The 23209-nt window shown below is 56.7% G+C and carries 27 protein-coding genes and 1 riboswitch; of the genes, 15 read left to right on the plus strand and 12 right to left on the minus strand.

From position 1 onward, the window contains the following. The first annotated feature begins 15 nt into the window (after window positions 1-15). From ACXKZD_RS22880 to glsB, 4 genes are all read left to right on the plus strand, one after another. Window positions 16-189 carry a GhoT/OrtT family toxin gene (locus tag ACXKZD_RS22880; RefSeq protein WP_010247416.1) on the plus strand — a complete coding sequence of 58 codons (174 nt, stop codon included), beginning with the start codon at window positions 16-18 and terminating at the stop codon, window positions 187-189. A 104-nt stretch (window positions 190-293) separates the two neighbouring features. Then, window positions 294-464, plus strand: a complete 171-nt coding sequence (locus tag ACXKZD_RS22885) for a YdgH/BhsA/McbA family protein (RefSeq protein ID WP_010247418.1) — start codon at window positions 294-296, stop codon at window positions 462-464. Between the two features lie 175 nt (window positions 465-639). Further along, window positions 640-1839 (plus strand): CynX/NimT family MFS transporter, encoded by a 1200-nt coding sequence (locus ACXKZD_RS22890; RefSeq protein ID WP_033761055.1) that lies wholly within the window; start codon window positions 640-642, stop codon window positions 1837-1839. Window positions 1840-1921: 82 nt separating this feature from the next. Then, window positions 1922-2848, plus strand: a complete 927-nt coding sequence (gene glsB / locus ACXKZD_RS22895; protein WP_033760203.1) for a glutaminase B — start codon at window positions 1922-1924, stop codon at window positions 2846-2848. 138 nt (window positions 2849-2986) lie between these two features. Here glsB and ACXKZD_RS22900 read toward each other — a convergent pair whose 3' ends face one another. Both ACXKZD_RS22900 and ACXKZD_RS22905 read right to left on the minus strand, forming a co-directional pair. After that, a complete protein-coding gene (locus ACXKZD_RS22900; protein WP_033760200.1) occupies window positions 2987-3904 on the minus strand; it encodes an Rpn family recombination-promoting nuclease/putative transposase in 918 nt (305 codons plus the stop codon). Window positions 3905-4118: 214 nt separating this feature from the next. Then, window positions 4119-5057: a D-2-hydroxyacid dehydrogenase gene (locus tag ACXKZD_RS22905; RefSeq protein ID WP_033760196.1), complete on the minus strand. Its 939-nt coding sequence runs from the start codon at window positions 5055-5057 to the stop codon at window positions 4119-4121. Window positions 5058-5278: 221 nt separating this feature from the next. On the opposite strand from ACXKZD_RS22905, the gene ACXKZD_RS22910 reads away from it, so the two are divergent. From ACXKZD_RS22910 to ACXKZD_RS22920, 3 genes are all read left to right on the plus strand, one after another. Continuing rightward, window positions 5279-5698, plus strand: coding sequence for a DUF2946 domain-containing protein (locus ACXKZD_RS22910; protein WP_033760193.1), 420 nt, complete (start codon window positions 5279-5281; stop codon window positions 5696-5698). Window positions 5699-5743: 45 nt separating this feature from the next. Then, window positions 5744-7474, plus strand: coding sequence for a DUF2534 family protein (locus ACXKZD_RS22915; RefSeq protein ID WP_033760190.1), 1731 nt, complete (start codon window positions 5744-5746; stop codon window positions 7472-7474). Window positions 7475-7600: 126 nt separating this feature from the next. Beyond that, a complete protein-coding gene (locus ACXKZD_RS22920) occupies window positions 7601-8278 on the plus strand; it encodes a pirin family protein (protein WP_488982267.1) in 678 nt (225 codons plus the stop codon). 45 nt (window positions 8279-8323) lie between these two features. On the opposite strand, the gene ACXKZD_RS22925 is transcribed toward ACXKZD_RS22920, so the two are convergent. Next, on the minus strand, window positions 8324-8551 hold the full coding sequence (locus ACXKZD_RS22925) for a hypothetical protein (RefSeq protein ID WP_010247439.1): 228 nt from the start codon (window positions 8549-8551) through the stop codon (window positions 8324-8326). A 172-nt stretch (window positions 8552-8723) separates the two neighbouring features. On the opposite strand from ACXKZD_RS22925, the gene ACXKZD_RS22930 reads away from it, so the two are divergent. The 6 genes from ACXKZD_RS22930 (at window position 8724) to crtB (ending at window position 15234) form a co-directional block, all read left to right on the plus strand. Beyond that, window positions 8724-9254, plus strand: coding sequence for a YtfJ family protein (locus ACXKZD_RS22930; RefSeq protein WP_010247442.1), 531 nt, complete (start codon window positions 8724-8726; stop codon window positions 9252-9254). A 218-nt stretch (window positions 9255-9472) separates the two neighbouring features. Then, window positions 9473-10381, plus strand: coding sequence for a polyprenyl synthetase family protein (locus ACXKZD_RS22935; protein ID WP_010247444.1), 909 nt, complete (start codon window positions 9473-9475; stop codon window positions 10379-10381). A gap of 9 nt (window positions 10382-10390) precedes the next feature. After that, on the plus strand, window positions 10391-11686 hold the full coding sequence (locus ACXKZD_RS22940) for a glycosyltransferase (protein WP_488982268.1): 1296 nt from the start codon (window positions 10391-10393) through the stop codon (window positions 11684-11686). Beyond that, window positions 11673-12833 carry a lycopene beta-cyclase CrtY gene (crtY, locus tag ACXKZD_RS22945; protein ID WP_111534358.1) on the plus strand — a complete coding sequence of 387 codons (1161 nt, stop codon included), beginning with the start codon at window positions 11673-11675 and terminating at the stop codon, window positions 12831-12833. The genes ACXKZD_RS22940 and crtY overlap by 14 nt, the downstream gene beginning before the upstream one ends. Continuing rightward, window positions 12830-14308, plus strand: a complete 1479-nt coding sequence (locus ACXKZD_RS22950) for a phytoene desaturase (protein WP_124890518.1) — start codon at window positions 12830-12832, stop codon at window positions 14306-14308. Before crtY ends, ACXKZD_RS22950 begins: the two co-directional genes overlap by 4 nt. Then, on the plus strand, window positions 14305-15234 hold the full coding sequence (gene crtB, locus ACXKZD_RS22955) for a 15-cis-phytoene synthase CrtB (RefSeq protein ID WP_033760174.1): 930 nt from the start codon (window positions 14305-14307) through the stop codon (window positions 15232-15234). Before ACXKZD_RS22950 ends, crtB begins: the two co-directional genes overlap by 4 nt. Here crtB and ACXKZD_RS22960 read toward each other — a convergent pair. Continuing rightward, window positions 15173-15700, minus strand: coding sequence for a sterol desaturase family protein (locus ACXKZD_RS22960; protein ID WP_488982269.1), 528 nt, complete (start codon window positions 15698-15700; stop codon window positions 15173-15175). The genes crtB and ACXKZD_RS22960 overlap by 62 nt on opposite strands. Window positions 15701-15848: 148 nt before the next feature. Continuing rightward, on the minus strand, window positions 15849-16118 hold the full coding sequence (locus ACXKZD_RS22965; RefSeq protein ID WP_010247470.1) for a hypothetical protein: 270 nt from the start codon (window positions 16116-16118) through the stop codon (window positions 15849-15851). Window positions 16119-16435: 317 nt separating this feature from the next. Here ACXKZD_RS22965 and ACXKZD_RS22970 point away from each other — a divergent pair, with 317 nt between their 5' ends. Together ACXKZD_RS22970 and ACXKZD_RS22975 are read left to right on the plus strand one after the other, a co-directional pair. After that, window positions 16436-16978 (plus strand): DsbA family protein, encoded by a 543-nt coding sequence (locus ACXKZD_RS22970; protein ID WP_033768581.1) that lies wholly within the window; start codon window positions 16436-16438, stop codon window positions 16976-16978. Between the two features lie 252 nt (window positions 16979-17230). After that, window positions 17231-17644 carry an ASCH domain-containing protein gene (locus ACXKZD_RS22975; RefSeq protein ID WP_010670725.1) on the plus strand — a complete coding sequence of 138 codons (414 nt, stop codon included), beginning with the start codon at window positions 17231-17233 and terminating at the stop codon, window positions 17642-17644. Between the two features lie 9 nt (window positions 17645-17653). Here the strand turns inward: ACXKZD_RS22975 and ACXKZD_RS22980 are convergent, their stop codons facing one another. From ACXKZD_RS22980 to ACXKZD_RS23010, 7 genes are all read right to left on the minus strand, one after another. Continuing rightward, window positions 17654-18622, minus strand: coding sequence for a HesA/MoeB/ThiF family protein (locus ACXKZD_RS22980; RefSeq protein ID WP_187484523.1), 969 nt, complete (start codon window positions 18620-18622; stop codon window positions 17654-17656). Window positions 18623-18631: 9 nt separating this feature from the next. Continuing rightward, on the minus strand, window positions 18632-19390 hold the full coding sequence (locus tag ACXKZD_RS22985; RefSeq protein WP_010247482.1) for a thiazole synthase: 759 nt from the start codon (window positions 19388-19390) through the stop codon (window positions 18632-18634). Window positions 19391-19392: 2 nt separating this feature from the next. Continuing rightward, window positions 19393-19590, minus strand: a complete 198-nt coding sequence (gene thiS, locus ACXKZD_RS22990) for a sulfur carrier protein ThiS (RefSeq protein WP_187484524.1) — start codon at window positions 19588-19590, stop codon at window positions 19393-19395. Continuing rightward, window positions 19580-20518: an FAD-dependent oxidoreductase gene (locus ACXKZD_RS22995; protein ID WP_167433109.1), complete on the minus strand. Its 939-nt coding sequence runs from the start codon at window positions 20516-20518 to the stop codon at window positions 19580-19582. Before ACXKZD_RS22995 ends, thiS begins: the two co-directional genes overlap by 11 nt. 131 nt (window positions 20519-20649) lie before the next feature. After that, window positions 20650-20769: riboswitch (TPP riboswitch) on the minus strand. 63 nt (window positions 20770-20832) lie between these two features. Further along, window positions 20833-21378, minus strand: coding sequence for a cysteine hydrolase family protein (locus ACXKZD_RS23000; protein WP_167433110.1), 546 nt, complete (start codon window positions 21376-21378; stop codon window positions 20833-20835). A gap of 244 nt (window positions 21379-21622) precedes the next feature. After that, entirely contained in the window at window positions 21623-21937 is a 315-nt protein-coding gene (locus tag ACXKZD_RS23005) for an ArsR/SmtB family transcription factor (RefSeq protein WP_010247494.1), read from the minus strand. A 16-nt stretch (window positions 21938-21953) separates the two neighbouring features. Beyond that, window positions 21954-23072, minus strand: a complete 1119-nt coding sequence (locus ACXKZD_RS23010; RefSeq protein ID WP_488982270.1) for an alkene reductase — start codon at window positions 23070-23072, stop codon at window positions 21954-21956. Window positions 23073-23209: the final 137 nt, after the last annotated feature.

The following is a 23209-nucleotide window of genomic DNA, read 5'->3' on the forward strand; positions in this document are numbered from 1 at the left end:
GCTGCGGAGATATCAATGACACTGTACCAGGGTATGCTAATTTTCTATGCCGTTGTTGCATTGATCGCTACGCTGATCACGTTCTTCATCGCCAAAGATAAGCTGAGCATCAAACTGCTGAGCGCCTTTCTGGTGGGGGCCACCTGGCCGATGAGTTTTCCTGTCGCGCTGATGTTTGCTCTGTTTTAATTGACATTATCCCCTTAGATACCACACTCAGGTAAGACGTCCCTGACCTGCAAACCGCCGATCACCGACGTGGCCTTGTTCATGACGGTTAATAAGGAGCGGATATGCGCGTTATCAGTGTGATGATTCTGGTTTCTCTTCTCAGTGCCTGTAGTGCCCCATGGCACGCTGAAAAACCGGTTCCGGCGGCCGAAACCCGCCAACAGACCTGCCAGCCAGGCTCCAATCCCAGCCAGAACGACTGCGGTCATTTCCCTGAACCTGAATTCCATTGATCCTGTCACAAGGCGATCGCTGCTGTGAGATCTCAATTACGCTATTTCATCGCATAACAAGGCTTTACACGCTGCTAACCGGTCAGTAAAGTAGCGCCCAGACATCAATTCTGATGCGTAAGCGTTAACGTCAACCAACGCCCCCGCAGCACTGCTGCATGTGATGATCCCTGCCATGATGCCTGTACAACACCCAGCTAAACCTCTCGCTGCGTATTCCAGCGCCACATTTTTTTTGTTCGTCCTGCTGCTGACCGCGGCTAATCTTCGTGCGCCCATTACTGTCATCGGCCCGGTACTACAGGATATCCGCCAGACCTTTGGCCTGAGTGTCGGTGAAGCGGGCCTGTTTAACTTTATTCCACTGATGCTGTTTGCCCTGCTCGCCCCACTGGCCGCCTGGCTGGGAAATCGCGTCGGGCTTGAGCGCAGTTTATGGGGCGCGCTATGCCTGATCACTGCCGGTTCGCTGTTGCGCTGGCAGCCTGCTGAAGCGGCGCTGTGGAGCGGAACGCTGTTGCTCAGCGCAGGTATTGCCGCCGCCAACGTGCTGCTGCCGCCACTGATTAAACGCGATTTCACCGCCCACACCGCTAAATATATTGGCCTTTATGCCGCCACCATGTCGATTACTGCCAGCCTGGCATCTGGCATTGCCGTTCCGCTGAGCCAGCTTTCAGCGGCAGGCTGGCGACTCTCGCTGGTTGTCTGGGCGCTACCGGGGCTGATTGCGCTACTCGTCTGGCTGCCGCTGTTACGTCAACGGCGGTCAACCGCAGCGTCCGCCGACGCGCCCGTTACATATCGCCATCCGTGGCGAACGCCCGGCGGCTGGCAAATCGCCCTGTTTATGGCGCTGCAATCGCTGGCGTTTTATACCCTGATTGACTGGTTTACGCTGTTTGCCCAGGATAACGCCTTCAGTCAGGCCCACGCAGGCTGGCTGCTGTTCTGGTATCAGGCAATTGCGATCGTCGCCAACCTGGGCTGCATGGTGGCGCTGAAGCGGGTAAAAGATGCCCGGCTTACCGCGTTCATTGCTTCATCAGGCATTTTCCTCGGCATGCTGGGCCTATTGCTCAATCCGCAGTGGGCCGTCATCTGGCTGACACTGGCCGGACTGGGCGCAGGCGCATCACTGGTGCTCTGCCTCTCACTGTTTAATCTGCGAGCCACTCATCACCGTCAGGCGTCACAGCTGTCGGGCATGGCACAGTGTGTCGGGTATGCGCTGGCGGCACTCGGCCCTTTGTTCTTTGGCGTGCTCCATGAGCAGAGCGGTAACTGGACGCTGCCCTTCAGCGTGCTGGCAATGCTGAGCCTGTTACAGATGCTGCTGGCTCCGCTGGCAGCGCAGTCAAAACCCATTAGCTGAAAATGCGGCGGAGCCGTTAACAATAAATGACTCGCCGATCGCGGATGCTTAGCATCACGGGTCGGCGGGAATCGACGGGAGAATGTGCGTGTCTGAACTGAATAATGCTCTGCTGCAGGAGATCCTGGATCAGGTGCGTCCGCTGATCCATCAGGGAAAGGTGGCTGACTATATCCCTGCGCTGGCGGATGTGGCTGCCGATCATCTGGCAATAGCGGTTTGCCTGCGTGATGGCACCCTCTTTCAGGCGGGCGATGCTGAGATGCGCTTTTCGATTCAGTCGATCTCCAAGGCACTCTCTCTGACCGTAGCACTGACCCGCTATGAGGACAGCGAAATCTGGCAGCGGGTCGGCAAAGAGCCTTCTGGCCAGCCATTTAATTCATTGGTTCAGCTGGAGCTGGAACAGGGCAAGCCGCGTAATCCGTTTATTAATGCCGGTGCGCTGGTGATTTGCGATCTGCTGGAAACCCGACTGACCGCCCCGCGTCAGCGAATGCTGGAAATTGTGCGCCAGCTGAGTCAGCAGTCCGATATCAATTATGATCGCCACGTTGCCCGCTCTGAGTTCGAACACTCGGCCCGCAATGCAGCGATCGCCTGGCTGATGAAGTCGTTTGGTAATTTCGATAACGATGTCACCAGCGTGATGCAGACCTATTTCCACTACTGTTCGCTGTCGATGAACTGCATTGAGCTGGCCCGCACGTTTATCTATCTGGCGAATCAGGGCAAAACGCTGGATGGCAGCCAGATGATTACTCCACGTCAGGCGCGGCAGATTAACGCACTGATGATCACCAGCGGGATGTATGACGGCGCAGGCGAATTCGCGTGGCGGGTCGGGATGCCCGCAAAATCGGGCGTGGGTGGCGGGATTATTGCCATTATCCCAGGTGAGATGAGCATTGCCGTCTGGTCGCCTGGGCTGGATAGCGCGGGCAATTCTCTGGCTGGTACCGCAGTGCTGGAATTGCTGACCGAGAAGCTGGGGCGATCGATATTCTGAGTCTGAGCGCGCAAGTCACAGGCTCGCCGTGGTGAAATGCGACGGGGTTCCCTTGATTTCAGGAAGCTGATTTTGCATTTTCCGTGTAGTCCGCTGGCGATTTGAGTCGTCAGCGATAATCAGAACTCAAAAAACTAATTAGTGCGAAATCAGCGCCAGATCGTCTTCATTCAGACCAGTCATCTGCATAACGGTATTGCGATCCATTCCACTCTCTAGCATGGTTCGGGCAATTCTGAGGCTTGCTCCACGACTACCTTCTGTCCGTCCCTGTTCAATACCTTTTTCAAGCCCTATCTGCTCAAGCTGTTGTGCGATAGTCATAAGTGCGTTCTCGTGTTGGGGCACACGCTGTGCCAGCTCCCGTACAAAGGCTTTGGCGTCCGATGTTTCACCCGCCTGTAAAATGTAGTGTACCAGCGTTATCATCTGTGATGAAGAGTGATAGCCAGCCTGCAAAATGGTTACCAGCCTGTCCATCATTTCAGCCAGATCACGCTGCCGGATATGCTTCTGCAACAGGGTCAGAGCCGCCATGCTGCGATGTTGCATGATCTCATCGTCAGGAATCACCGTGACATCGACCAGCGGAAAACTACGGCTGTAAAGCCTGTCCGCCAGCGCCGGGTCGTCGAACTCATCCAGCCACCGGGTCGAATAGGGATAGGGAGTGCGTCTGCCAGTGTAAAACAGGACGGGAATCACCAGCGGCAACCGCTTATGGCCTGCTTCAAGATGGCGTTGCATGGCAGCCACTGCATAACGCATCAGCCGAAATGCCATATGTTTGTCTGGCACAGACTGATGCTCAATGAGTACATGGATATATCCATCGCCAGCGGTTGTTTTAAGACTGTAAAGCACGTCGCTGAAGTACTGCCGGAGGTCATCCTCGACAAACGACCCCGACTCCAGTTTCAGCGTGCTGAGATCACAGCATATGCGCAGCTCTGGCGGCAAATGCAGCTCCATGAAATCCCGGGCAATATCCGGCTGAGTCAGAAATTGCCGGAATGTGGCATCATGAGGCACAGGCGTGCTGTTCTTCTTTTTCACTGACCAGAATCCTTTCTGTTCCTGAAGCGCTTACATCGGCTGATTCAGCCAGTAAAAGGCGCTAATTCCTGTAGCGCACGAACGTTTAAAGTCCTGATGGAAATAACGAAATTAATACCCTGATGACTAAACCGCGTAAAACGCTTTTCCTGAAATCTACGAGGTTGCTCTGAATATCAACCCATGTTGGGCATTAAAAACTATTCCATCTGACTCAGCTCACCACATTAATTGGCTCGCCCTGAATAAAGGCCGCGATATTGGCCATCACGCCAGCCACCAGATTCTCCACGCCGCTGCGACTTGCCCAGGCGATGTGCGGCGTCAGCAGCAGAGTTGGCAGATCCGCCAGCAGCGGATTATCCGGAGCGGGCGGCTCGCTGCTCAGCACATCCAGCGCCGCACCACCAATCTGCCCCTGCTTTAACGCGGCAGCAAGATCGGCCTCGTTAATCAGTCCGCCACGAGCCGTGTTTATCAGCAGCGCCTGTGGCTTCATTTTATCCAGCGCCTCGCGATCAATCATCTGGCGGGTGCTGTCACTCAGCGGGCAGTGCAGCGAAATGATGTCGCTGGTCGCCAGCATCTGCTCAAAGCTGACATAACCGTCACGCACCCTTTCACTGCCTTTGCGCTCGGCGTACTGCACCTGCATTCCCAGCGCCTGGGCCAGCCTGCCGACCGCCTGGCCGATGTCGCCTTTGCCCGCGATGCCCAGCGTGGCCCCGCCAATATCCCCTATCGGCTGATGATGCACACAGAAGTGCTTAGCCTGGGGCCAGTCGATGCGGGTATTGCTGGCATAAGCCATCAGCTGACGGCGCAGGGCAAAAATTGCGGCTATCACCGCCTCTGAAACGCTCTGAGTTGAATAGCCTGGAACATTACTAACCACGATGCCGCGTGCGCGGCAGGCATCAAGATCGATACAGTCATAGCCCGTCGCTGCGACACAGATAAAACGCAGTTCAGGCAGTTGTTGCAGTGTGTCAGCCCGCAACGGCACCTTATTGGTAATAGCGACCGTTGCGCCCGCCAGCGAAGACACAATGTCATCAGCCTTGGTCTGCGCGCGAATCTCCCAGTCAGCCTGCTGTTGACCGGTCGGCAGGGGTACCGGCAGCGTGTCACCATCCAGCATTACAATTTTCATTTTTTATTCCTTCATTGGGTTTGGTTAAACCGCAGGCGAATGATTAATGTTATTTGTATGTGCACCGCGAGTAACAACTAAGTTAAATGATGCTGAAATTAAAGTGAAAATGTTCAAAGAGTGCGAATTTTTTCGGAACAGATGCCACTTTATTTAACCCTTTTATTCCCTTCGCGTTACACTGCCGCCCTGAATTCTGACCTCATACGACCGTTGAAATCATGCCGGGATCTTCACTCAGACAACGACTCACCGCCGGTATTGCGATACTGGCCGTGCTGCTGTTGTTTGTTGCACCGATGATCTCAAAGAATCTCGCTGAACATCATGCCAGGATGCAAGGCGCTTCGATCATGAGCGCAGAGATGCCGATGATGGATCATCACAGCGAGATGTCGATGGCGGATCACGGGATGATGATGGGACCGGGCTTTGCCTGTGGCTACTGCGATCTGCTGGTGCATGTTCCGCTGATGCTCTGGGTTTTTATCCCGTTTATCTGGTTGATGTGCCTGATCAGCCGCGCCCCGCCGCCAGCGGCTATCAATCCACCCCAATGGCAACGGCTGTTGCGTCTTCATCGACCGCGCGCGCCACCCTTTATCGCGTCACACTCACTGCTTACTAATCCGATTGCGTGACAACGTCACCTGATCGTCTTTGTCTTTTGAAAAGTGTGGAATGCTATGTCCTCTTCTCAGGAAATGTCCCCTGCACCGCGCGGCACGGTGTTTAATCTCTTTCGCCGCCTGCATTTTTATATCGGCCTGTTTATTGCGCCGTTTATTTTTGTCGCGGCACTCACCGGCACGCTCTACGTTCTGACGCCGCAACTGGAACAGGCTATCTACAATGATGCCCTGACCACCGATGCCCAGGGTGAGGCCCAACCGTTGTCCGCCCAGATTGCCGCTGCGCGAGCCCGTGCCGGTGAATCAGCACGCATTTACGCTGTGCGTCCGGCACCCGGCCGGCAGGATACGACCCGCGTGCAGTTTGCCGAGCCACAGCTTGGCCCATCGGAATCACGATCGCTGTTTATTGATCCCTACACCCTGCAGGTGAAAGGCGATATGACGGTGTATGGCACCAGCGGTGTGCTGCCGCTGCGCATGTGGCTGGATCAGCTGCATCGCGGCCTGTTGCTGGGTGATTTTGGCCGAAACTACAGTGAACTGGCAGCCTCCTGGCTGTGGGTCGCCGCGCTGGGTGGGATCGTCTTATGGTCTGGCACCCGGCCACCGCGCACCCGTAGTAAAGCACGGAGCGGCTTCGCGGCAACCCGTCACTGGCATGTCACGCTGGGGCTGCTGCTGACAATCGGACTGGTGTTCTTTTCAGTAACCGGACTGACCTGGTCACAGTGGGCGGGCAATAATATTGAAAAGATGCGCAGCGACTTTGGCTGGAAAACGCCGCAGGTTAATACCGCGCTAAACGGTAACGCGCCCGCTGAAGCCGCCGATCCCCATGCTGACCATCGCGGTGCGATGGAAGGGATGACGATGTCCGGAATGACCATGCCGGCCAAAACCGCTGCGCCTGTGATTCTCAATCAGCCGGATGCCAGCTGGGATCAGGCGCTGGCAGCGGCGCGTCAGGCCGGACTGCACGCAGCGAAACTGGAACTACGTCAGCCTAAGAACGCTGAACAGGCGTGGACGGTTTCGGAGATTGACCGCAGCTGGCCAAGCCAGGTCGATGCGGTTTCAATTAATCCGACTGATTTTAGCGTGGTCGACCGCGTTGAGTTTGCCAGCTTCCCGCTGGTGGCGAAACTGACCCGCTGGGGCGTGGATGCGCATATGGGCGTGCTGTTTGGCCTGCCTAATCAGCTGATTCTGGCGCTGTCTGGCTTTGGACTCTGCACAATGATTGTGCTGGGCTACCGCATGTGGTGGATTCGTCGCCCGGCTGTTCCGCAGCTCAACCCCTCGCAGACGCTGTTATCCGCCTGGCTGGCGCTGCCGCGCTATGCGCAGGGCACCAGCCTGATAGTGATGCTGGCACTGGGATATGCCCTGCCCGTTATGGGAATCAGCCTGCTGGTACTGGTGCTGCTGGATATTCAGCGCTGGCGCAGCGCACAGCGCGCCGCGGTCGTCCGCGTGGATGTCGCTCCGGACAAGCAGTCACCGCTGGCCATCGTCCAGTCGCGTTTTGCCGGGAAGCGCAAAGAGATGCGCTATTTTCTGCGCAGCGTGACGGTGCTGGCGCTGATTGTCATTACGGTGATGGCGAATGCGATGATTGGCGGAGTGATTGATCAGTATCAGATCCCCTTCAGTCACTGGTCGCTGACCATGTATATCACTCAGGCGATGATGATCCTGCTCTACTCCACGGTCTTTACCGGACTGTTGTCGATTCCACTCTGGTATTTCTTCCTCGGTGAGAGCGACGAACAGGGCAAGTAAGCTGGCAAGACACCCTAAACTCTGTTATTCAAAATAACTGACGAAGCCGGGCAAAACTCCCGGCTTCTCAATTTCCGCCTGAGGTCTATGATCGTTGTTATGAGTCACTTTATTTGAGAGCAAATCATGAACATTGTGCGAGCTAATCCTGAACAACTGTTTGAGTACGGTCCTTTTACCGTCCGTCGCCAGCGTCCTGGCGAGGCGTTAAGCCCGCTGATCAGTGTTGATCTGATGTCGCTAAAACTCGATGCCCGTATTCCGATGCAGCAGCATCAGGATGAAGAAGTTTTCACCTACCTGTGGCGTGGTTCTATGCAGCATCAGGACAGTAATGGCGAACGTACCCAGCTCTCTGCAAAACGCGTGATGGTGGTGAACGCGGGTGATGGCGTTCAATACGAAGAGTCGGTGCCGTTATATGAAGCGGAGCTGTTACAGGCGGTTATCCGGCCTGCACAGCAGGGCGGTGAAGCGATGACCCAGGTGCTGGAGCGCGATCAGGGCATTATGACCAATGGCTGGACCGAACTGGCCGGGCCGGAAGAGTCTGATGCGCCGCTGGAACTGCGCCAGGAAGTCTACATCTTCGACACACTGCTTGAGCGCAACCATACGCTGGACGTGCCGTCGATACCGGGCTTTGTCGCTTATCTTACCGTACTTGAAGGGATTATTCGCGTCGGCGATCAGCGACTGAGTCGCGGTGATGCCGTCAGCGGGCTGGATTCCAGCGTCGAGATCGTGGGCGATCGGGATGCCAATCTGGTCTGCTTCCTGATAAAGCCCGATAATTTTGCATAAAAAAGCGCGGGAACTTTCCCGCGCTCACGTCTTGTTTAACGCAGATTAAAGCGTGCTACGTTGCTGCATCGCCTGAACCCGTTTATAGGCATGATCGAACTGACGTACATCATCGCGAAGCCAGTGGCGTTGCGTCAGCGGTGCATCATCCAGCGCCTGCGGCAGCGGCACACCCGCCAGCGATCCCCGGCAGCAAAAGGCGCGCGCCAGCGTTGGGGTGGCAATGCCGATATAACGGGCAAATTCAGGTAATGTCATCAATGCTGTACTCATTTCCCACCTCCTGTAAACACATTCTCCCCTGCATTTTCAGGCCAAATCCTGAATGCTTTTATTGATCTGAAACATAGATGTGGTACTAATCTTCTGCCTGCTAATGAGAGCGTTCACCGCGTCTGACGCAAACCGAGAAAGAAGTGAGGAACCCGTGCGCCATTATGGATTGATGATTGCCCTGCTGTTTTCCGGCTTTGCCACCGCTCACACCCTGACCCCTGGTCAGCCTGTACCACCTGTCTTCGTTGCCGATAAAGGCGAAATGGTGCTGAATCAGGGCGACATAAATTATCAGCGCTGGAACAGTCAGACTCTGACCGGAAAAGTGCGTCTGGTGATTCATGTGGCGGGTCGTCTCTCAGCGAAGGATCAGAGTGCACGATTAATCGAAGCCATTCAGCAGGCCAGCCTGCCGCGTGACCGTTTTCAGACCACCACCATTGTGAATACTGACGATGCGCTGCCTGGCAGTGCCATTTTTGTGGTGCGCAGCATCGCTTCCAGTAAAAAAGCGGCACCGTGGCAGCAATTCATTATCGACAGCAGTGGCGTAACCGCGCACAGCTGGCATCTTAAGCCGGAAAGCGCGTCCGTGGTGGTGATTGATCCGGCAGGCATTGTGCGCTTTGCTAAAGATGGCGCATTATCTGCGGAGGATGTCGCCAGCGTGATGAAACAGCTGCGCGCATTACTGGGTTAATTCACGCATAATGCCCTTCCGGCTATCGCCGCAAAACGCGGAAGGCTGCTGAATTCTCCGACATTTTTATTATCGTGAACTACTCTTAGTTGTAATGGATTAACCCGCCGTTCTTTGAAAACCTGCCAACTATGCTATGGCAGTCGGGGACGATTATTGAAGATGGCATCGAATCATTCGACCTGCTGTGACTTCCTCTGTAGATAAGGACAGCCATGATGACGGTCTGTGCAGAACAACACGTCAATTTCATACACAGCGATGCAGCCAGCCTGTTGAACGACATTGAGCAACGGCTTGATCAGCTTTTACCGGTTGAAAGCGAACGTGACTTAGTGGGCGCTGCCATGCGCGACGGTGCGCTGGCACCAGGAAAGCGTATCCGTCCACTGCTGTTGTTGCTGGCAGCGCGCGATCTGGGCTGCAACGCCACGCCTGCCGGCCTGCTCGATCTCGCCTGCGCGGTAGAGATGGTGCATGCCGCATCACTGATTCTGGATGACATGCCCTGCATGGATGATGCGCAACTGCGTCGCGGACGTCCGACCATTCATTGCCAGTATGGTGAACATGTCGCGATTCTGGCCGCGGTGGCCCTGCTGAGTAAGGCATTCGGCGTGGTTGCTGCGGCAGAAGGCTTAACGGCAACCGCCAGAGCCGACGCTGTGGCAGAATTATCCCACGCAGTCGGCATGCAGGGGCTGGTACAGGGGCAGTTTAAGGATCTCTCCGAAGGTGACAAGCCACGCAGTGCTGACGCCATTCTGATGACCAATCACTATAAAACCAGCACCCTGTTCTGCGCCTCCATGCAGATGGCCTCTATCGTGGCTGAAGCCTCAGGTGAAGCCCGCGAACAGCTGCACCGTTTTTCGCTTAATCTTGGTCAGGCTTTCCAGCTACTGGACGATCTCACTGACGGCATGGCCGACACAGGTAAAGATGCCCATCAGGATGACGGGAAATCAACGCTGGTGAATCTGCTGGGACCACAGGCGGTTGAAACGCGACTGCGCGATCATCTGCGCTGCGCCAGCGAGCATCTGTTATCGGCCTGCCAGGACGGTTATGCCACACACCATTTTGTTCAGGCCTGGTTTGAGAAAAAACTCGCTGCCGTCAGTTAAGGATGCTGCATGAGCCACTTTGCGGTCATTGCACCGCCTTTCTATAGCCATGTGCAGGCGCTTCAGCATCTTAGCCAGGCCTTAATCGCACGCGGACACCAGATCACTTTCATCCAGCAGACGGACGTTGGCGCGCTACTCACCGATAGCCGGATCGGCTTTTTCCCGCTGGGTTTAGCCTCGCATCCGGCGGGCAGTCTGGCACACACCCTGCAACTGGCGGCGCATCCTCTCGGCCCCTCAATGCTGAAACTGATCAATGAGATGGCCCGCAGCACCGATATGCTCTGTCGTGAACTGCCCGTGGTGCTGAGCACCCTGGCGATTGATGGCGTGATCGTCGATCAGATGGAGCCTGCCGGTGCACTGGCGGCAGAAGCGCTGAACCTGCCTTATGTTTCGGTTGCCTGTGCGCTGCCACTTAACCGTGAAGCGGATTTCCCGCTGGCCGTGATGCCGTTTGACTATGCCAGGACCGATCAGGCACGGGAACGCTATCGCACCAGTGAAAAAATCTATGACTGGCTGATGCGACGTCACGATCGGGTGATCGCCCGCAACGCTCATGCGATGGGATTAGCGCCACGGGAAAAACTGCATCACTGTTTTTCACCGCTGGCGCAGATCAGCCAGCTGATTCCGGAACTGGATTTTCCCCGCCAGGCGTTGCCCGATCATTTCCATTCGGTTGGCCCGCTGCGTACCACTGAACCGGCATCCGCCGCATCTCAGCCTCGCTACTTCCCGCATGGCGACAGACCGCGCATTTTTGCTTCCCTCGGCACGCTGCAGGGACATCGCTACGGCCTGTTTAAAACCATCGTCCGCGCCTGCCAGGAGCTCGATGCTCATTTATTGCTGGCGCACTGCGGTCGGTTGTCACCTTTCCAGGCGGAGAAACTGGCGCAGGCCAGCCATGTTCAGGTGGTCGATTTTGCCGACCAGGCGGCTGCACTGGCGCAGGCCGATCTTGCCATTACGCACGGCGGCATGAATACGGTGCTGGATGGGATTAACCATCTGACGCCGCTGCTGACGATCCCGCTGGCCTTTGATCAGCCGGGTGTGGCTGCCAGAGTGGTCTGGCACGGTATCGGACGTCGCGCCTCACGCTTTACCACCAGCCACTCCATGGCGCGTCAGCTCCAGACCTTACTGGCTGATGAAAGCTACGTTCAGCAGATGAAAACGCTGCGTAACGCACTTCGTCAGGCGGGCGGAACCACCCTGGCGGCGGACATTGTCGAACAGGCGATGCTGACCCGCCAGCCGGTCCTCACCAGGAGAGACTATGCCGCGGTATGATCTGATTCTGGTGGGCGCGGGACTGGCCAACGGGCTGATCGCCCTGCGCCTGAGACAGCAGCGGCCCTCCCTGCGCATTCTGCTGATTGACGCCGAACGTGAACCGGGTGCCAATCATACCTGGTCGTTTCATGCGGAAGATCTCACCGAAACGCAGCATCGCTGGATCGCTCCGCTGGTAGTACATCACTGGCATGGCTATGAGGTCCGCTTTCCCCAACGCAGTCGTAGTCTGAACAGTGGCTATTTTTGCGTGACTGCGGAGCGCTTCGCGCAGGTCATCCGCGACAGGTTTGCGCCGGATCTGCTGCTGAATACCCGGGTTGCGGGCATCGCTTCACGCACGGTTACGCTGGACGATGGCCGGGTGCTGGAGAGTGACGCAGTGATTGATGGCCGTGGCTACCAGCCCGATGCCGCGCTGTGCATGGGCTTCCAGTCGTTTGTCGGACAGGAGTGGCAGCTCAGCGAGCCACATGGCCTGACCGCGCCGATCATCATGGATGCCACGGTAGATCAGCAGGCAGGCTATCGCTTTGTCTACAGCCTGCCCTTTTCTGCAGACACCTTGCTGATTGAAGATACCCACTACATTGATAACGCCACGCTGGAAGGCGATCGCGCCCGTCAGAATATCCGCGACTATGCCGCGCAGCAGGGGTGGCAATTAGACCGCCTGCTACGCGAAGAGCAAGGCGCGTTACCCATTACGCTGACTGGCGACGTGGCCGCCTTCTGGCAGAACCGCGATTTGCCCTGCAGCGGTTTGCGTGCCGGGTTATTCCATCCCACTACCGGCTATTCTCTGCCGCTGGCGGTTGCTCTGGCTGACCGGCTGGCGCAGATGCAGACGTTTACCTCTGAGACCCTGCACGCCACCATTCAGCAATTCGCCAGTCAGGCCTGGCAGCAACAGCGCTTCTTCCGCATGCTGAACCGTATGCTGTTTCTGGCGGGTCCGGCTGACCAGCGCTGGCAGGTTATGCAACGTTTTTACGGCCTTCCCGAAGGTCTGATCGCCCGTTTTTATGCGGGAAAACTCACTTTGCCTGATCGGCTGCGCATCTTAAGCGGCAAGCCCCCGGTCCCCGTTCTGGCGGCGTTACAGGCTATTATGACTCCTCACCGTCAACAGGCGATGCAATGAATAGAACTACAGTAATTGGCGCAGGCTTTGGTGGTCTGGCCCTGGCCATTCGCCTTCAGGCGTCAGGCGTTCCCACCCGACTGCTGGAGCAGCGTGACAAGCCGGGCGGCCGGGCTTATGTCTATCAGGATCAGGGCTTCACGTTTGATGCCGGCCCCACGGTAATCACCGATCCCAGCGCTATTGAAGAGCTGTTCACCCTCGCGGGTAAAAAGCTCTCTGACTATGTCGAGCTGATGCCGGTGAAGCCGTTTTATCGCCTCTGCTGGGAGTCCGGCAAGGTGTTCAGTTATGACAACGATCAGCCCGCGCTGGAAGCGCAGATTGCCGCGTTTAATCCGCGTGACGTTGAAGGATATCGTCGCTTTCTGGCCTATTCCCGAGCGGTGTTTGCTGAAGGCTATCTGAAGCTTGGCACCGTGCCGTTTCTGTCATTCCGCGACATGCTGCGGGCCGCGCCTCAGCTGGCAAAACTTCAGGCATGGCGCAGCGTTTACAGCAAAGTGGCGAGCTACATTGAAGATGAGCATCTGCGTCAGGCCTTCTCTTTCCACTCACTGCTGGTGGGCGGGAATCCGTTTGCCACTTCCTCAATCTATACCCTGATTCATGCGCTGGAACGTGAATGGGGCGTCTGGTTCCCGCGCGGTGGCACGGGCGCGCTGGTGCAGGGCATGGTGAAACTGTTTGAAGATCTGGGCGGCGAAGTGGAGCTCAATGCCAGCGTTGCCCGGCTGGAGACCCAGGAAAACAGGATTACCGCGGTGCACCTGAAAGATGGCCGGGTCTTCCCAACCCGCGCGGTTGCCTCCAACGCAGATGTGGTTCACACCTACCGCGAACTGCTGAGCCAGCATCCCGCTTCGCAGGCGCAGGGACGATCACTGCAAAACAAACGCATGAGCAACTCACTGTTTGTGATCTATTTTGGCCTGAATCATCATCACGATCAGCTGGCGCACCACACGGTCTGCTTTGGTCCGCGCTATCGTGAGTTGATTGATGAAATCTTTAACAAAGATGGCCTGGCAGAGGACTTCTCGCTCTATCTGCATGCGCCCTGCGTGACCGATCCCTCACTGGCACCGGAGGGCTGCGGCAGCTACTACGTGCTGGCGCCAGTACCGCACCTCGGCACCGCCGATATCGACTGGGCCGTTGAAGGTCCGCGCCTGTGCGATCGCATTTTCGACTATCTGGAACAGCATTACATGCCGGGCCTGCGTAGCCAGTTGGTCACGCATCGCATCTTCACGCCGTTTGATTTCCGCGATGAGCTGAATGCGTATCAGGGCTCGGCCTTCTCGGTGGAGCCGATCCTGACGCAAAGCGCCTGGTTCCGGCCTCACAACCGCGATAAAAATATTAATAATCTCTATCTGGTCGGTGCTGGTACCCATCCTGGCGCGGGTATTCCAGGGGTGATTGGCTCGGCCAAGGCTACCGCAGGATTGATGCTGGAGGATCTGGCTTGAATAGTCCGTCACTGCTTGATCATGCCGTAGACACCATGGAGGTGGGATCGAAAAGCTTTGCCACCGCGTCAAAACTGTTTGATGCCAAAACCCGACGCAGCGTGCTGATGCTCTACGCCTGGTGCCGTCACTGTGATGATGTGATTGACGATCAGGTCCTGGGATTCAGCAACGATACGCCATCGCTGCAATCCGCCGAACAGCGCCTGGCGCAGCTGGAGATGAAAACGCGTCAGGCCTATGCCGGGTCCCAGATGCATGAGCCCGCCTTTGCGGCCTTTCAGGAGGTGGCAATGGCGCACGATATTCTGCCTGCTTACGCTTTTGATCATCTGGCGGGATTTGCGATGGACGTGCATGAGACACGCTATCAGACGCTGGATGATACGCTGCGTTACTGTTACCACGTTGCGGGAGTGGTTGGCCTGATGATGGCGCAGATTATGGGCGTACGCGACAACGCCACGCTGGATCGCGCCTGCGATCTCGGTCTGGCGTTTCAGCTGACCAATATTGCGCGCGATATCGTTGAAGATGCTGAAGCGGGACGCTGCTATCTGCCCGCTGCGTGGCTGGCTGAAGAGGGGCTGACCCGAGAGAATCTGGCCGAACCGCAAAATCGCCAGGCACTCAGCCGCGTCGCCCGTCGGCTGGTGGAAACAGCGGAGCCCTATTATCGATCGGCGTCGGCTGGCCTGCCGGGTTTACCGCTGCGTTCAGCGTGGGCGATTGCTACCGCGCAGCAGGTCTATCGTAAAATCGGTATGAAGGTGGTTCAGGCGGGTTCACAGGCGTGGGAGCAACGCCAGTCCACCAGCACGCCAGAGAAACTGGCACTGCTGGTGGCGGCATCGGGTCAGGCGGTTACTTCCCGGGTGGCGCGTCACGCTCCACGCTCCGCTGATCTCTGGCAGCGCCCCGTTTAACGCCATGACGTTCTCGCAGCGTCGCCTGCAGTTTTGACAGCGGCGGCGCGTAAAGAAAGCCAAACGAGACACAGCCCTCTTTGCCTCGTACCGCATGATGCATGCGGTGCGCCATATAAAGCCTGCGTAAATAACCCCGGCGCGGAACATAGCGGAATGGCCAGCGCTGATGCACCAGGCCGTCATGCACAATAAAATAGAGCAGGCCGTAGAGCGTCATACCCGCGCCGATCCACTGCAAGGGCCAGACACCCGTTCTGCCCAGATAAATGAGCAAAATCGACAGAGCGGCAAATACTACGGCATAGAGGTCGTTAACCTCAAACCAGCCTTTATGCGGTTCATGATGTGACAGATGCCAGCCCCAACCCCAGCCATGCATAATGTATCTGTGCGCCAGTGCAGCCGTTATCTCCATTCCGATAACAGTGACCAGAACAATCAGGGCATTCCAAATCCACAACATAGTTTCTCCCGAACATGCATCCTGCAAAGTGGCGCAGAGGTTCAATTTTAACAGAGATTGGGGAAAACAGTGTTCAGGAGAAAAATAAGGGAACACGCTGTTGAAGCTTGAGTGAGGACCATCCTGATATTTGTGTAGGACGCAGCCTTTAAAGCAGATCGTGATTCAGCGGGGTACGAAAAGCGTGGCGTGCCGCGGTCATTAACTGACTGGCTGTGACGGTCGTGGGTAATCGCATCAGAATTTTGCTGGCCTGCCAGTAACAGAGCAGCATGACCTCATCCTCCTCTTTTTCAGCCAGTTCATGCAGGCGGGCGCGCAGTGATAACACATCAATGGTCTGCTGCTCGTCAAGCATGTCAGAGATCGTCTGATTGATGACGTGATGGAGAGTTTTCCAGGTGAGATCGGTATGCAAAATTAACCTCTTCTAACGCTTATCAGCTCCGGGCAAACAAACAGCAGTGAAACAGCTTAAATGGCTGCATCCTGCAAAAGATTGCACACTGCTGACAACTATAGCTGTTCGTGGGCGGCTACGCCGTGCCAGCAGTTGAAAATGCCAAAGTTGGCAATTCTAACGACTAATGGACCTGCCTGTCGCGTATTACACGCGACTCATCAGCTGATTGCTGTTTTTTGTAACAATTGCAGCTGATTCTTAACTGGCTGATGTCAGAGGGATTTGCCAGGGTAAACAGGTTTCCCGTCTCGTTAATGTTCAAGGAGTTGTCGATGAGTCAGCACGCTGATGTACTGGTATGGGGCCACGGCCCTGAGATATTTGAAGTCTTTCTGGAACCCACCTGTCCTTTTTCGGTGCGCGCCTTCAATAAATTCGACGCGTTACTGGCGCACGCGGGTGAAGAGAACATCACCCTGAAGATCCGTCTGCAATCACAGCCGTGGCACCTCTATTCCGGGCTGATAGTGCGCTATATCCTTGCCGCCGCCTGCGAAAGTAAAGAGGCCGCGAAAAAGGTGATGCAGGCGGTGGCCGATCATCGTGAAGAGTTTGAGTTCACCGATCACTGTACCGGTCCGAACCGCGATGCCACGCCGAATCAGATCCTCGCCCGCCTTAAAGATTACAGCGGCGTGAATGCCAGCGCCGCGTTTGATCAGCCCGACCTGCAGAACGCCATTAAATGGCACTGCAAGTATGCCCGTCAGAACGGCATTCACGTTTCACCAACCTTTATGGTTAACGGTCTGGTACAGCCCGAAATCAGCAGCGGTGACGATATAGCGCACTGGGCAAGCTTTCTGATTCGTTAATCTTAGTGCGCGGCTGTGCCTGGCCGCGCCAGACTGAGTCTCTCCTTTGCGACCCCACTCACGCGCAAACTCAATATCCTGATAATTAAGCCTGTTTTCCCATGTGGAGGCCGGTTAAGCTGTACCGCTATCAGCAGCAGACGGTGGGAATAAAGCCGCTACTGTTGTTCATTTTAACGGCACCGCTGGCCTGCATGGCGATAACCTGACGTTACGCCGGGCCAGCACGCCTAATTCATTGAGGATTTGCTGATGACGATGACGCTGCAACAACTGCAGGACAAATATCCGGGTGCCTTCACAGATGCATTTGGTGACTCCCCGGAATTAGCCAGCGAGCTCGCAACGCTGATTATTGCCGGTAAGAAAGTGGCCACCTGCGGGTCGTTGCGGAGCTGGCAGGATCAGGAAGCATTGCCTCAACCGGGCGGTTACAGCATTGTTCTCAACGGCGAACAGCAGCCCGTCTGCGTGATCCGCACTACCGGCTTGTTCCTGACGCGCTTTGATCGCGTCACGCCAGAGATGGCGATGCTGGAGGGTGAAGGCGATCTGAGCCTCGACCACTGGCGTCAGGAACATCAGCGCTACTTCGAGCGCGCTGGCTATTTTCACAGCGAAATGGAGCTGATCTTCGAGACGTTCCAGCTGGTCGAGGTAGTCTAAACCGGCACGTTACAGCGTGTTTGCCGCCATCAGCGCAAGCCGCGCAATCCCCCGCGCGGCAAGGTTATCAGCCGCCTGGGCTGCGCGCATGCCACTGGCACACACCAGTACCACACGCTGATTGACCGGCGGTTGCCAGGCCGCTATCTGCTGCGGCAGAATTCGCACCACCCGCTCGGCCACACTGACCGGTGCCTCTTCCAGGCTGCGCAACTCCACTATGCAATCATCCTCCATCAGCATGGCCCGATCGATAAAGGGCGTGCCGGGCGCGTCAGGTTCAGGTGCGTCATCAAAACGAAACTGCCTGATATGCCAGTCAACAAAGTCACAGTGGATCATGCAGCCGAGCGGTGATGGCGTCAGTTTTAACAATACGCTCAGCGCCATCTGTGCCTGCATTGCGCCCAGCGTCGCTACCGCCGGTCCCATTACGCCTGCCGTATTGCAGTTACCCGAGGCCGTGGGCAGCTGCGGGAACAGCGCGCGATAGCCAGGCGCACCGCCACAGAATCCGCCAACATAGCCTTTGCGTCCCAGCACCGAAGCGCAGATCAGCGGCAGGCCTGCCGGATAACAGACATCGGAGAGCTGATAAGTAATAGCGAAGTTATCCGCCGCATCCACCACCAGATCGATTCCCTCCAGCGCCTGCGGCAGTTGACTGGCGCTTAGCGCGTGTGGATGCGCCTCAACGCGACAGTCAGGATTGCGCTGCGCCAGCGCACGCTGAGCGCAGATTGCTTTGGACTGACCAACATCGGCGACGCCAAACAGCGTCTGCCGGTGGAGGTTGTGCAGTTCAACCCGATCGCCATCGTAAAGACGGATAAATCCCACACCCGCGCCTGCCAGTAACGGCAGCAGCGTTGCACTAAGCCCGCCCGCCCCCACCACCAGCACCCTTGCCCTGCTCAGCCGCTGCTGCCCCGCTTCACCAATCTCAGGCAACATCGTCTGTCGCTGATAACGCTCCATCGCTGCTCCTTAACTGAATTGTGCCAGACCAAAAATAGGCGTAGAAGCAGACGCCATGTCGCGCTGCTCCATCAATCCCGCCTGAAACGCCTCGTGTCCGCCGTGGATTGCAGCAGCAAAGGCTCCCGCCATACGCACCGGATCGCGCGCTTTTGCCACCGCCGTGTTGAGCAGCACGCCATCGAAACCCATCTCCATTGCCTGAGCCGCCTGGCCAGGCGCGCCAATGCCCGCATCAATAATCAGCGGCACATCTTTAAACCACGCACGCATAGCGCGCAGTCCCTCGATATTACGCAGCCCCTGGCCGGAGCCGATCGGCGCGCCCCAGGGCATCAGCACTTCACAGCCCGCTTCCAGCAATTTTTCGCCGACAATCAGATCTTCCGTAGTGTAGGGAAACACCTGGAACCCGTCAGCGCAGAGAATCCGCGCGGCTTCAACCAGCGCAAAAGGATCGGGCTGCAGCGTGTCGGCATGGCCAATCACCTCCAGCTTGATCCACGGTGTGTCGAACAGTTCACGCGCCATCTGCGCCGTCGTCACCGCCTCTTTCACCGTGTGGCAGCCTGCCGTATTCGGCAGAATACGTTTGTTGAGCTGTTGCAGCAGCGTGCGGAAAGCGCCGCCTTCACTGCCTTCCCGTCGCAGGCTGACGGTAATAATCTCCGCGCCTGACGCGTTGATCGCCTGATGCAGAATGTCCGGTGACGGATAACCGGCCGTGCCGAGCAGAAATCGGGATTGCGGAGTAAATTGATAGAACATGGTTAACCTCCCTGCATCGGTGACAGGATTTCGAGCTGGTTGCCCGCCTCAAGTTGCTGGCCGGCATAGCGGCTACGCGGTACAAACTCCCCGTTCAGCGCGGTGGCGACGGTCCGCGGATCGATCTCCTGCTCCGCCATAAGCTCCGCCAGCGTCGTTGCGCTGGTTTCAATCGTGCGTCCATTCAGTTCAACGCGCATGAGTCATCTCCTGAGTCAGTTGCAGCATAAGTTTTTCAGCCATGATCGGGGCCAGCAAAAAGCCGTGGCGGTAGAGGCCGTTAAGTGAGAAACGCCCATTTTCGTAGCGGACTTCCGGCAGGTTCTGCCGGTAAGCAGGACGCAGACCGGTGCCGCTCTCCACGATCCGCGCTTCGGCCAGTGCCGGATGCAGGCTGTAAGCGGCGCTGAGCAATTCCATCATCGCCCGGGCGCTGATCGGGCTGCTGTCGTGGCTTTCCACCATAGTGGCACCCAGCATGAAGTGGCCTCCGGCACGCGGCACCAGATAGCAGGGAAAGCGCGGGTGCAGCAGCCGGACAGGACGGGAGAGTTGTACGTCGGATGTGTGCAGGATCACCATTTCGCCCCGCACGGCGCGCAGGGCTGGCTGCCGATCGGAGGCGTGGATGCCACGGCAGTCGATGATTTTGCCGCCGGGTTTACCGCTGTGAAAGAGGACGCCAGCCTGTTGCAGTTTTTCGCGCAGTTGCTGCAAGGCGCGGCGCGGTTCGAGATGCGCCTCTGCGGCGAAAAACAGGCCGCGGGCAAAGCGGTTTTCCAGTGCGGGTTCAATGTCACCGGGAGAGACCCACTGATGCTGCTGCGTCATGCTGGCGAAGCGCGTCAGTTCGCGGCTGTCACGCGGCGGAGCAACCACCAGCGTGCCCTGCTGTTCCACGCCATCAACGCGTTTCGCCCACCAGCTGGCCGCGTGCTGGCCCCATTCGATCACCTGTGGCGGTGCGCTTTCTGCTTCACACCAGGGCGCGAGCATGCCGCCCGCCCAGTGCGAGGCCGCACGGCAGTCAGGCTGAGTAATAACTTCGACCGTTTCTCCCCGCTCCAGCAGCAGCGTGGCGACACAAAGCCCGGCAACGCCGCTGCCGAGCACCGACCAGCGGCTCATGGTATCCACCGGACAGGAAAAGAAAGATTCAGGATGAGATTTTTCAATTTGGCCTCGTTATCAGTTAACGAAGACCCGTGATACAGAGGGAAAAGGCAGGAACGTTGCGAATGCGCCCCTGCGGCAAGTATCTGATGAGATACCCGTCTTCCTACGCCAGTATCAACTGGGTCAGGTTCTAAGGGTCGCTAAGCCGCGCGGTGCGCTATTAGCCTCTCAGTCTCTCTGGCGAGACTCCCCTGACGGGTTTAGTTGTAAGTTAAGCAGACAGCTTCGTCAAGCAGACTGCATGGAACCGGGTCAGAAAATCGGACTTAACCGGCAGAACCGAAATGCCAGTCAGTTGCGGTTGCCAGCGTCACAAAGGGGCCCGCCAGCGTCTGGTTGTGATGCGCAATAATCTTCTCCGCAGAGAGGTGGGGATTATCGACGGTGGTGTGCGCATCGGAAATCAGTACGACGTTAAAACCCAGCTCCGGGGCTGCCCGACAGGTAGTATCAACGCAGAACTCCGTTTTCATCCCCGCAATCACCAGTTGCTTAATGCCCTTTTGCTTCAGCTGAAGCTGCAGGCCAGTATCCCTGAAACAGCTGGGATATCTTTTGGTGAAGACGACATCACTCTGCGGGTTAGCCTGCAATTCCGGGATCAGGCGCGTCAGCGGGCTTTGCTCGTTAAAAGGGGAATCATCCGGGCCGATATGTCGTGCGAAAAAGAGGGGGACGGCAGAAGCCCGGGCTTTAGTAATCAGAAGTGAGATGTTCGACAAGATCGAATTTGCGGCGAAGGGAGCCTCGGGACCATTAAAAAGGCCCTGCTGCATGTCGATAATTAAAAGTGCACTTACAGATGTAACCATGACGTGTCTCCATTCAGTTTTAAGAACGGAGAACAGCTCCCCGTCCGGTTCGGCGGGGAGTGAGAATCAGTTGTGTCAGGTGCCTGTCACAGAGTCGCTCACGCCGCCGCCAGAGGCGGTGGTGGTGACGGTTGTGAAAGACAGAACTGACATAAACATTTTCTGACCCTGAGTTAATGCGTTCGGTGAAGTCACCCTCAGAAGGATGGCGCTGACATCTACATTACCCTGTACGCCGTCGCTTTTAAAGCGCCTGCAGCGATTGGGTTACCGCATCGGTTATTTCACGAATGCGCGGTTCGGCGCGGCGATAGTAAGTCCATTTCCCGACTTTGCTGGCTTCAACCAGCCCCGCATTGTGAAGTGCTTTCAGGCATAACGAGGTGGCGGGCTGTGATAAGCCCGCCTTGTCCTGTATGAGGCTGGCACAGACGCCATACTGATCGAAGGGATAGAGCTGGGTATAGCCCGCAAACGCTTCGTCAGGATTTTTAAGCCACTTCAGCACTGCCACTCTGGTCGGGTTGGACAGTAACTTCAGGGCATTTTCGGGGGACATGCCGCCTCACAGAATATCAGGATGGATAAAATGGATAGTCAGTATAGCCTTTCTCAGTGCCGCCATACAGGGAGGCGTGATCGACCTCATTCAGCGGATATCCTGATTTAATCCGCGCGGGCAGATCGGGATTAGCGATAAATGAGCGGCCAAAACCAAACAGGTCGCCCCAGCCTTTTTCCAGCACATGCTGCGCTTTATCAGCCGTGTAGCGACCCGAATAGATGATCGGAGAGCGGAATGTTTTCCGCAGTGTGATCCGGAAGCTCTCTGGCATCTCCGGGCTGTTGTCCCAGTCGGCTTCAGCAATGGAGAGATAGCCAACTTCCAGCTCGTTCAGCAGTGCTGCTGCGCGGATGTAGGTCGCGTGTGGATCACTTTCAACCAGGCCGAGATAGACGCGCTCTTCGTCGGTACTGGTAAACAGAGGCGCAAATCTGACGCCAACGCGGTGGCTGCCAAATACCGAGCTGACCGCCTCAACGACTTCTCGCAGGAAGCGCAGACGATTCTCAGCAGAGCCGCCATATTCATCCGTACGGAAGTTGGTGTGCTCAGAAATAAACTGGTTAATCAGATACCCGTTGGCGGAATGGAGTTCCACACCGTCGAAACCGGCCGCTTTGGCATTCTCCGCCGCGCGTCGGTAAAGCTCTACGATCTCTTTAACTTCCGATGTAGTCAGTGCGCGTGGCTCGCTGGGTGCGGTCAATATGCCGGCGCCAGGCCCGGTTTCAATAAATACCCGGACGTTATCGGCTGCGATGGCTGAAGGGGCAACGGGTGCCTGCTTGCCCGGCTGCAGTTCATTATGCGACACGCGGCCAACATGCCAGAGCTGGCAGAAAATCGTGGCCCCTTGCTGATGTACTGCCTCTGTAACCTTTTTCCAGCCGGCGATCTGCGCTTCGCTGTGGATCCCCGGCGTCCATGCATAGCCCTGCCCGCGAGGCTCAATCTGGGTGCCTTCGGTGATCATCAGTCCCGCGCTGGAACGCTGGCGGTAGTACTCCACCATCATCTCGCCGGGAATGTTGCCCGGTTGTTCACTACGGCAGCGCGTCAGCGGCGGCAGTACAATGCGGTTACGAAGCTGAAGGTCGCCCAGACTCAAGGGGGTAAAAAGTGACGGCATGACAAAAAATCCTCTGATGTGTGAAGAGGCGACATTATATTTACACATTTAAATTTGTAAATGTGTAATCTGTGCTTTTTGTCCAGGGCGGTATCGGTGGTTTCTGGCAGAGGGTCACTATCTGGGTGGAGTGCTGA

The organism is Pantoea sp. ABR1s (genome assembly GCF_057812235.1).

Bases quoted from the DNA above. Each gene is read 5' to 3' on its own strand.
- ACXKZD_RS22880 (WP_010247416.1), top strand. From the start codon at position 16: ATGACACTGTACCAGGGTATGCTAATTTTCTATGCCGTTGTTGCATTG.
- ACXKZD_RS22885 (WP_010247418.1), top strand. From the start codon at position 294: ATGCGCGTTATCAGTGTGATGATTCTGGTTTCTCTTCTCAGTGCCTGT.
- ACXKZD_RS22890 (WP_033761055.1), top strand. From the start codon at position 640: ATGATGCCTGTACAACACCCAGCTAAACCTCTCGCTGCGTATTCCAGC.
- glsB (WP_033760203.1), top strand. From the start codon at position 1,922: ATGTGCGTGTCTGAACTGAATAATGCTCTGCTGCAGGAGATCCTGGAT.
- ACXKZD_RS22905 (WP_033760196.1), bottom strand. From the start codon at position 5,057: ATGAAAATTGTAATGCTGGATGGTGACACGCTGCCGGTACCCCTGCCG.
- ACXKZD_RS22910 (WP_033760193.1), top strand. From the start codon at position 5,279: ATGCCGGGATCTTCACTCAGACAACGACTCACCGCCGGTATTGCGATA.
- ACXKZD_RS22915 (WP_033760190.1), top strand. From the start codon at position 5,744: ATGTCCTCTTCTCAGGAAATGTCCCCTGCACCGCGCGGCACGGTGTTT.
- ACXKZD_RS22920 (WP_488982267.1), top strand. From the start codon at position 7,601: ATGAACATTGTGCGAGCTAATCCTGAACAACTGTTTGAGTACGGTCCT.
- ACXKZD_RS22925 (WP_010247439.1), bottom strand. From the start codon at position 8,551: ATGAGTACAGCATTGATGACATTACCTGAATTTGCCCGTTATATCGGC.
- ACXKZD_RS22930 (WP_010247442.1), top strand. From the start codon at position 8,724: ATGATTGCCCTGCTGTTTTCCGGCTTTGCCACCGCTCACACCCTGACC.
- ACXKZD_RS22935 (WP_010247444.1), top strand. From the start codon at position 9,473: ATGACGGTCTGTGCAGAACAACACGTCAATTTCATACACAGCGATGCA.
- ACXKZD_RS22940 (WP_488982268.1), top strand. From the start codon at position 10,391: ATGAGCCACTTTGCGGTCATTGCACCGCCTTTCTATAGCCATGTGCAG.
- crtY (WP_111534358.1), top strand. From the start codon at position 11,673: ATGCCGCGGTATGATCTGATTCTGGTGGGCGCGGGACTGGCCAACGGG.
- ACXKZD_RS22950 (WP_124890518.1), top strand. From the start codon at position 12,830: ATGAATAGAACTACAGTAATTGGCGCAGGCTTTGGTGGTCTGGCCCTG.
- ACXKZD_RS22960 (WP_488982269.1), bottom strand. From the start codon at position 15,700: ATGTTGTGGATTTGGAATGCCCTGATTGTTCTGGTCACTGTTATCGGA.
- ACXKZD_RS22970 (WP_033768581.1), top strand. From the start codon at position 16,436: ATGAGTCAGCACGCTGATGTACTGGTATGGGGCCACGGCCCTGAGATA.
- ACXKZD_RS22975 (WP_010670725.1), top strand. From the start codon at position 17,231: ATGACGATGACGCTGCAACAACTGCAGGACAAATATCCGGGTGCCTTC.
- ACXKZD_RS22980 (WP_187484523.1), bottom strand. From the start codon at position 18,622: ATGGAGCGTTATCAGCGACAGACGATGTTGCCTGAGATTGGTGAAGCG.
- ACXKZD_RS22985 (WP_010247482.1), bottom strand. From the start codon at position 19,390: ATGTTCTATCAATTTACTCCGCAATCCCGATTTCTGCTCGGCACGGCC.
- thiS (WP_187484524.1), bottom strand. From the start codon at position 19,590: ATGCGCGTTGAACTGAATGGACGCACGATTGAAACCAGCGCAACGACG.
- ACXKZD_RS22995 (WP_167433109.1), bottom strand. From the start codon at position 20,518: ATGAGCCGCTGGTCGGTGCTCGGCAGCGGCGTTGCCGGGCTTTGTGTC.
- ACXKZD_RS23000 (WP_167433110.1), bottom strand. From the start codon at position 21,378: ATGGTTACATCTGTAAGTGCACTTTTAATTATCGACATGCAGCAGGGC.
- ACXKZD_RS23005 (WP_010247494.1), bottom strand. From the start codon at position 21,937: ATGTCCCCCGAAAATGCCCTGAAGTTACTGTCCAACCCGACCAGAGTG.
- ACXKZD_RS23010 (WP_488982270.1), bottom strand. From the start codon at position 23,072: ATGCCGTCACTTTTTACCCCCTTGAGTCTGGGCGACCTTCAGCTTCGT.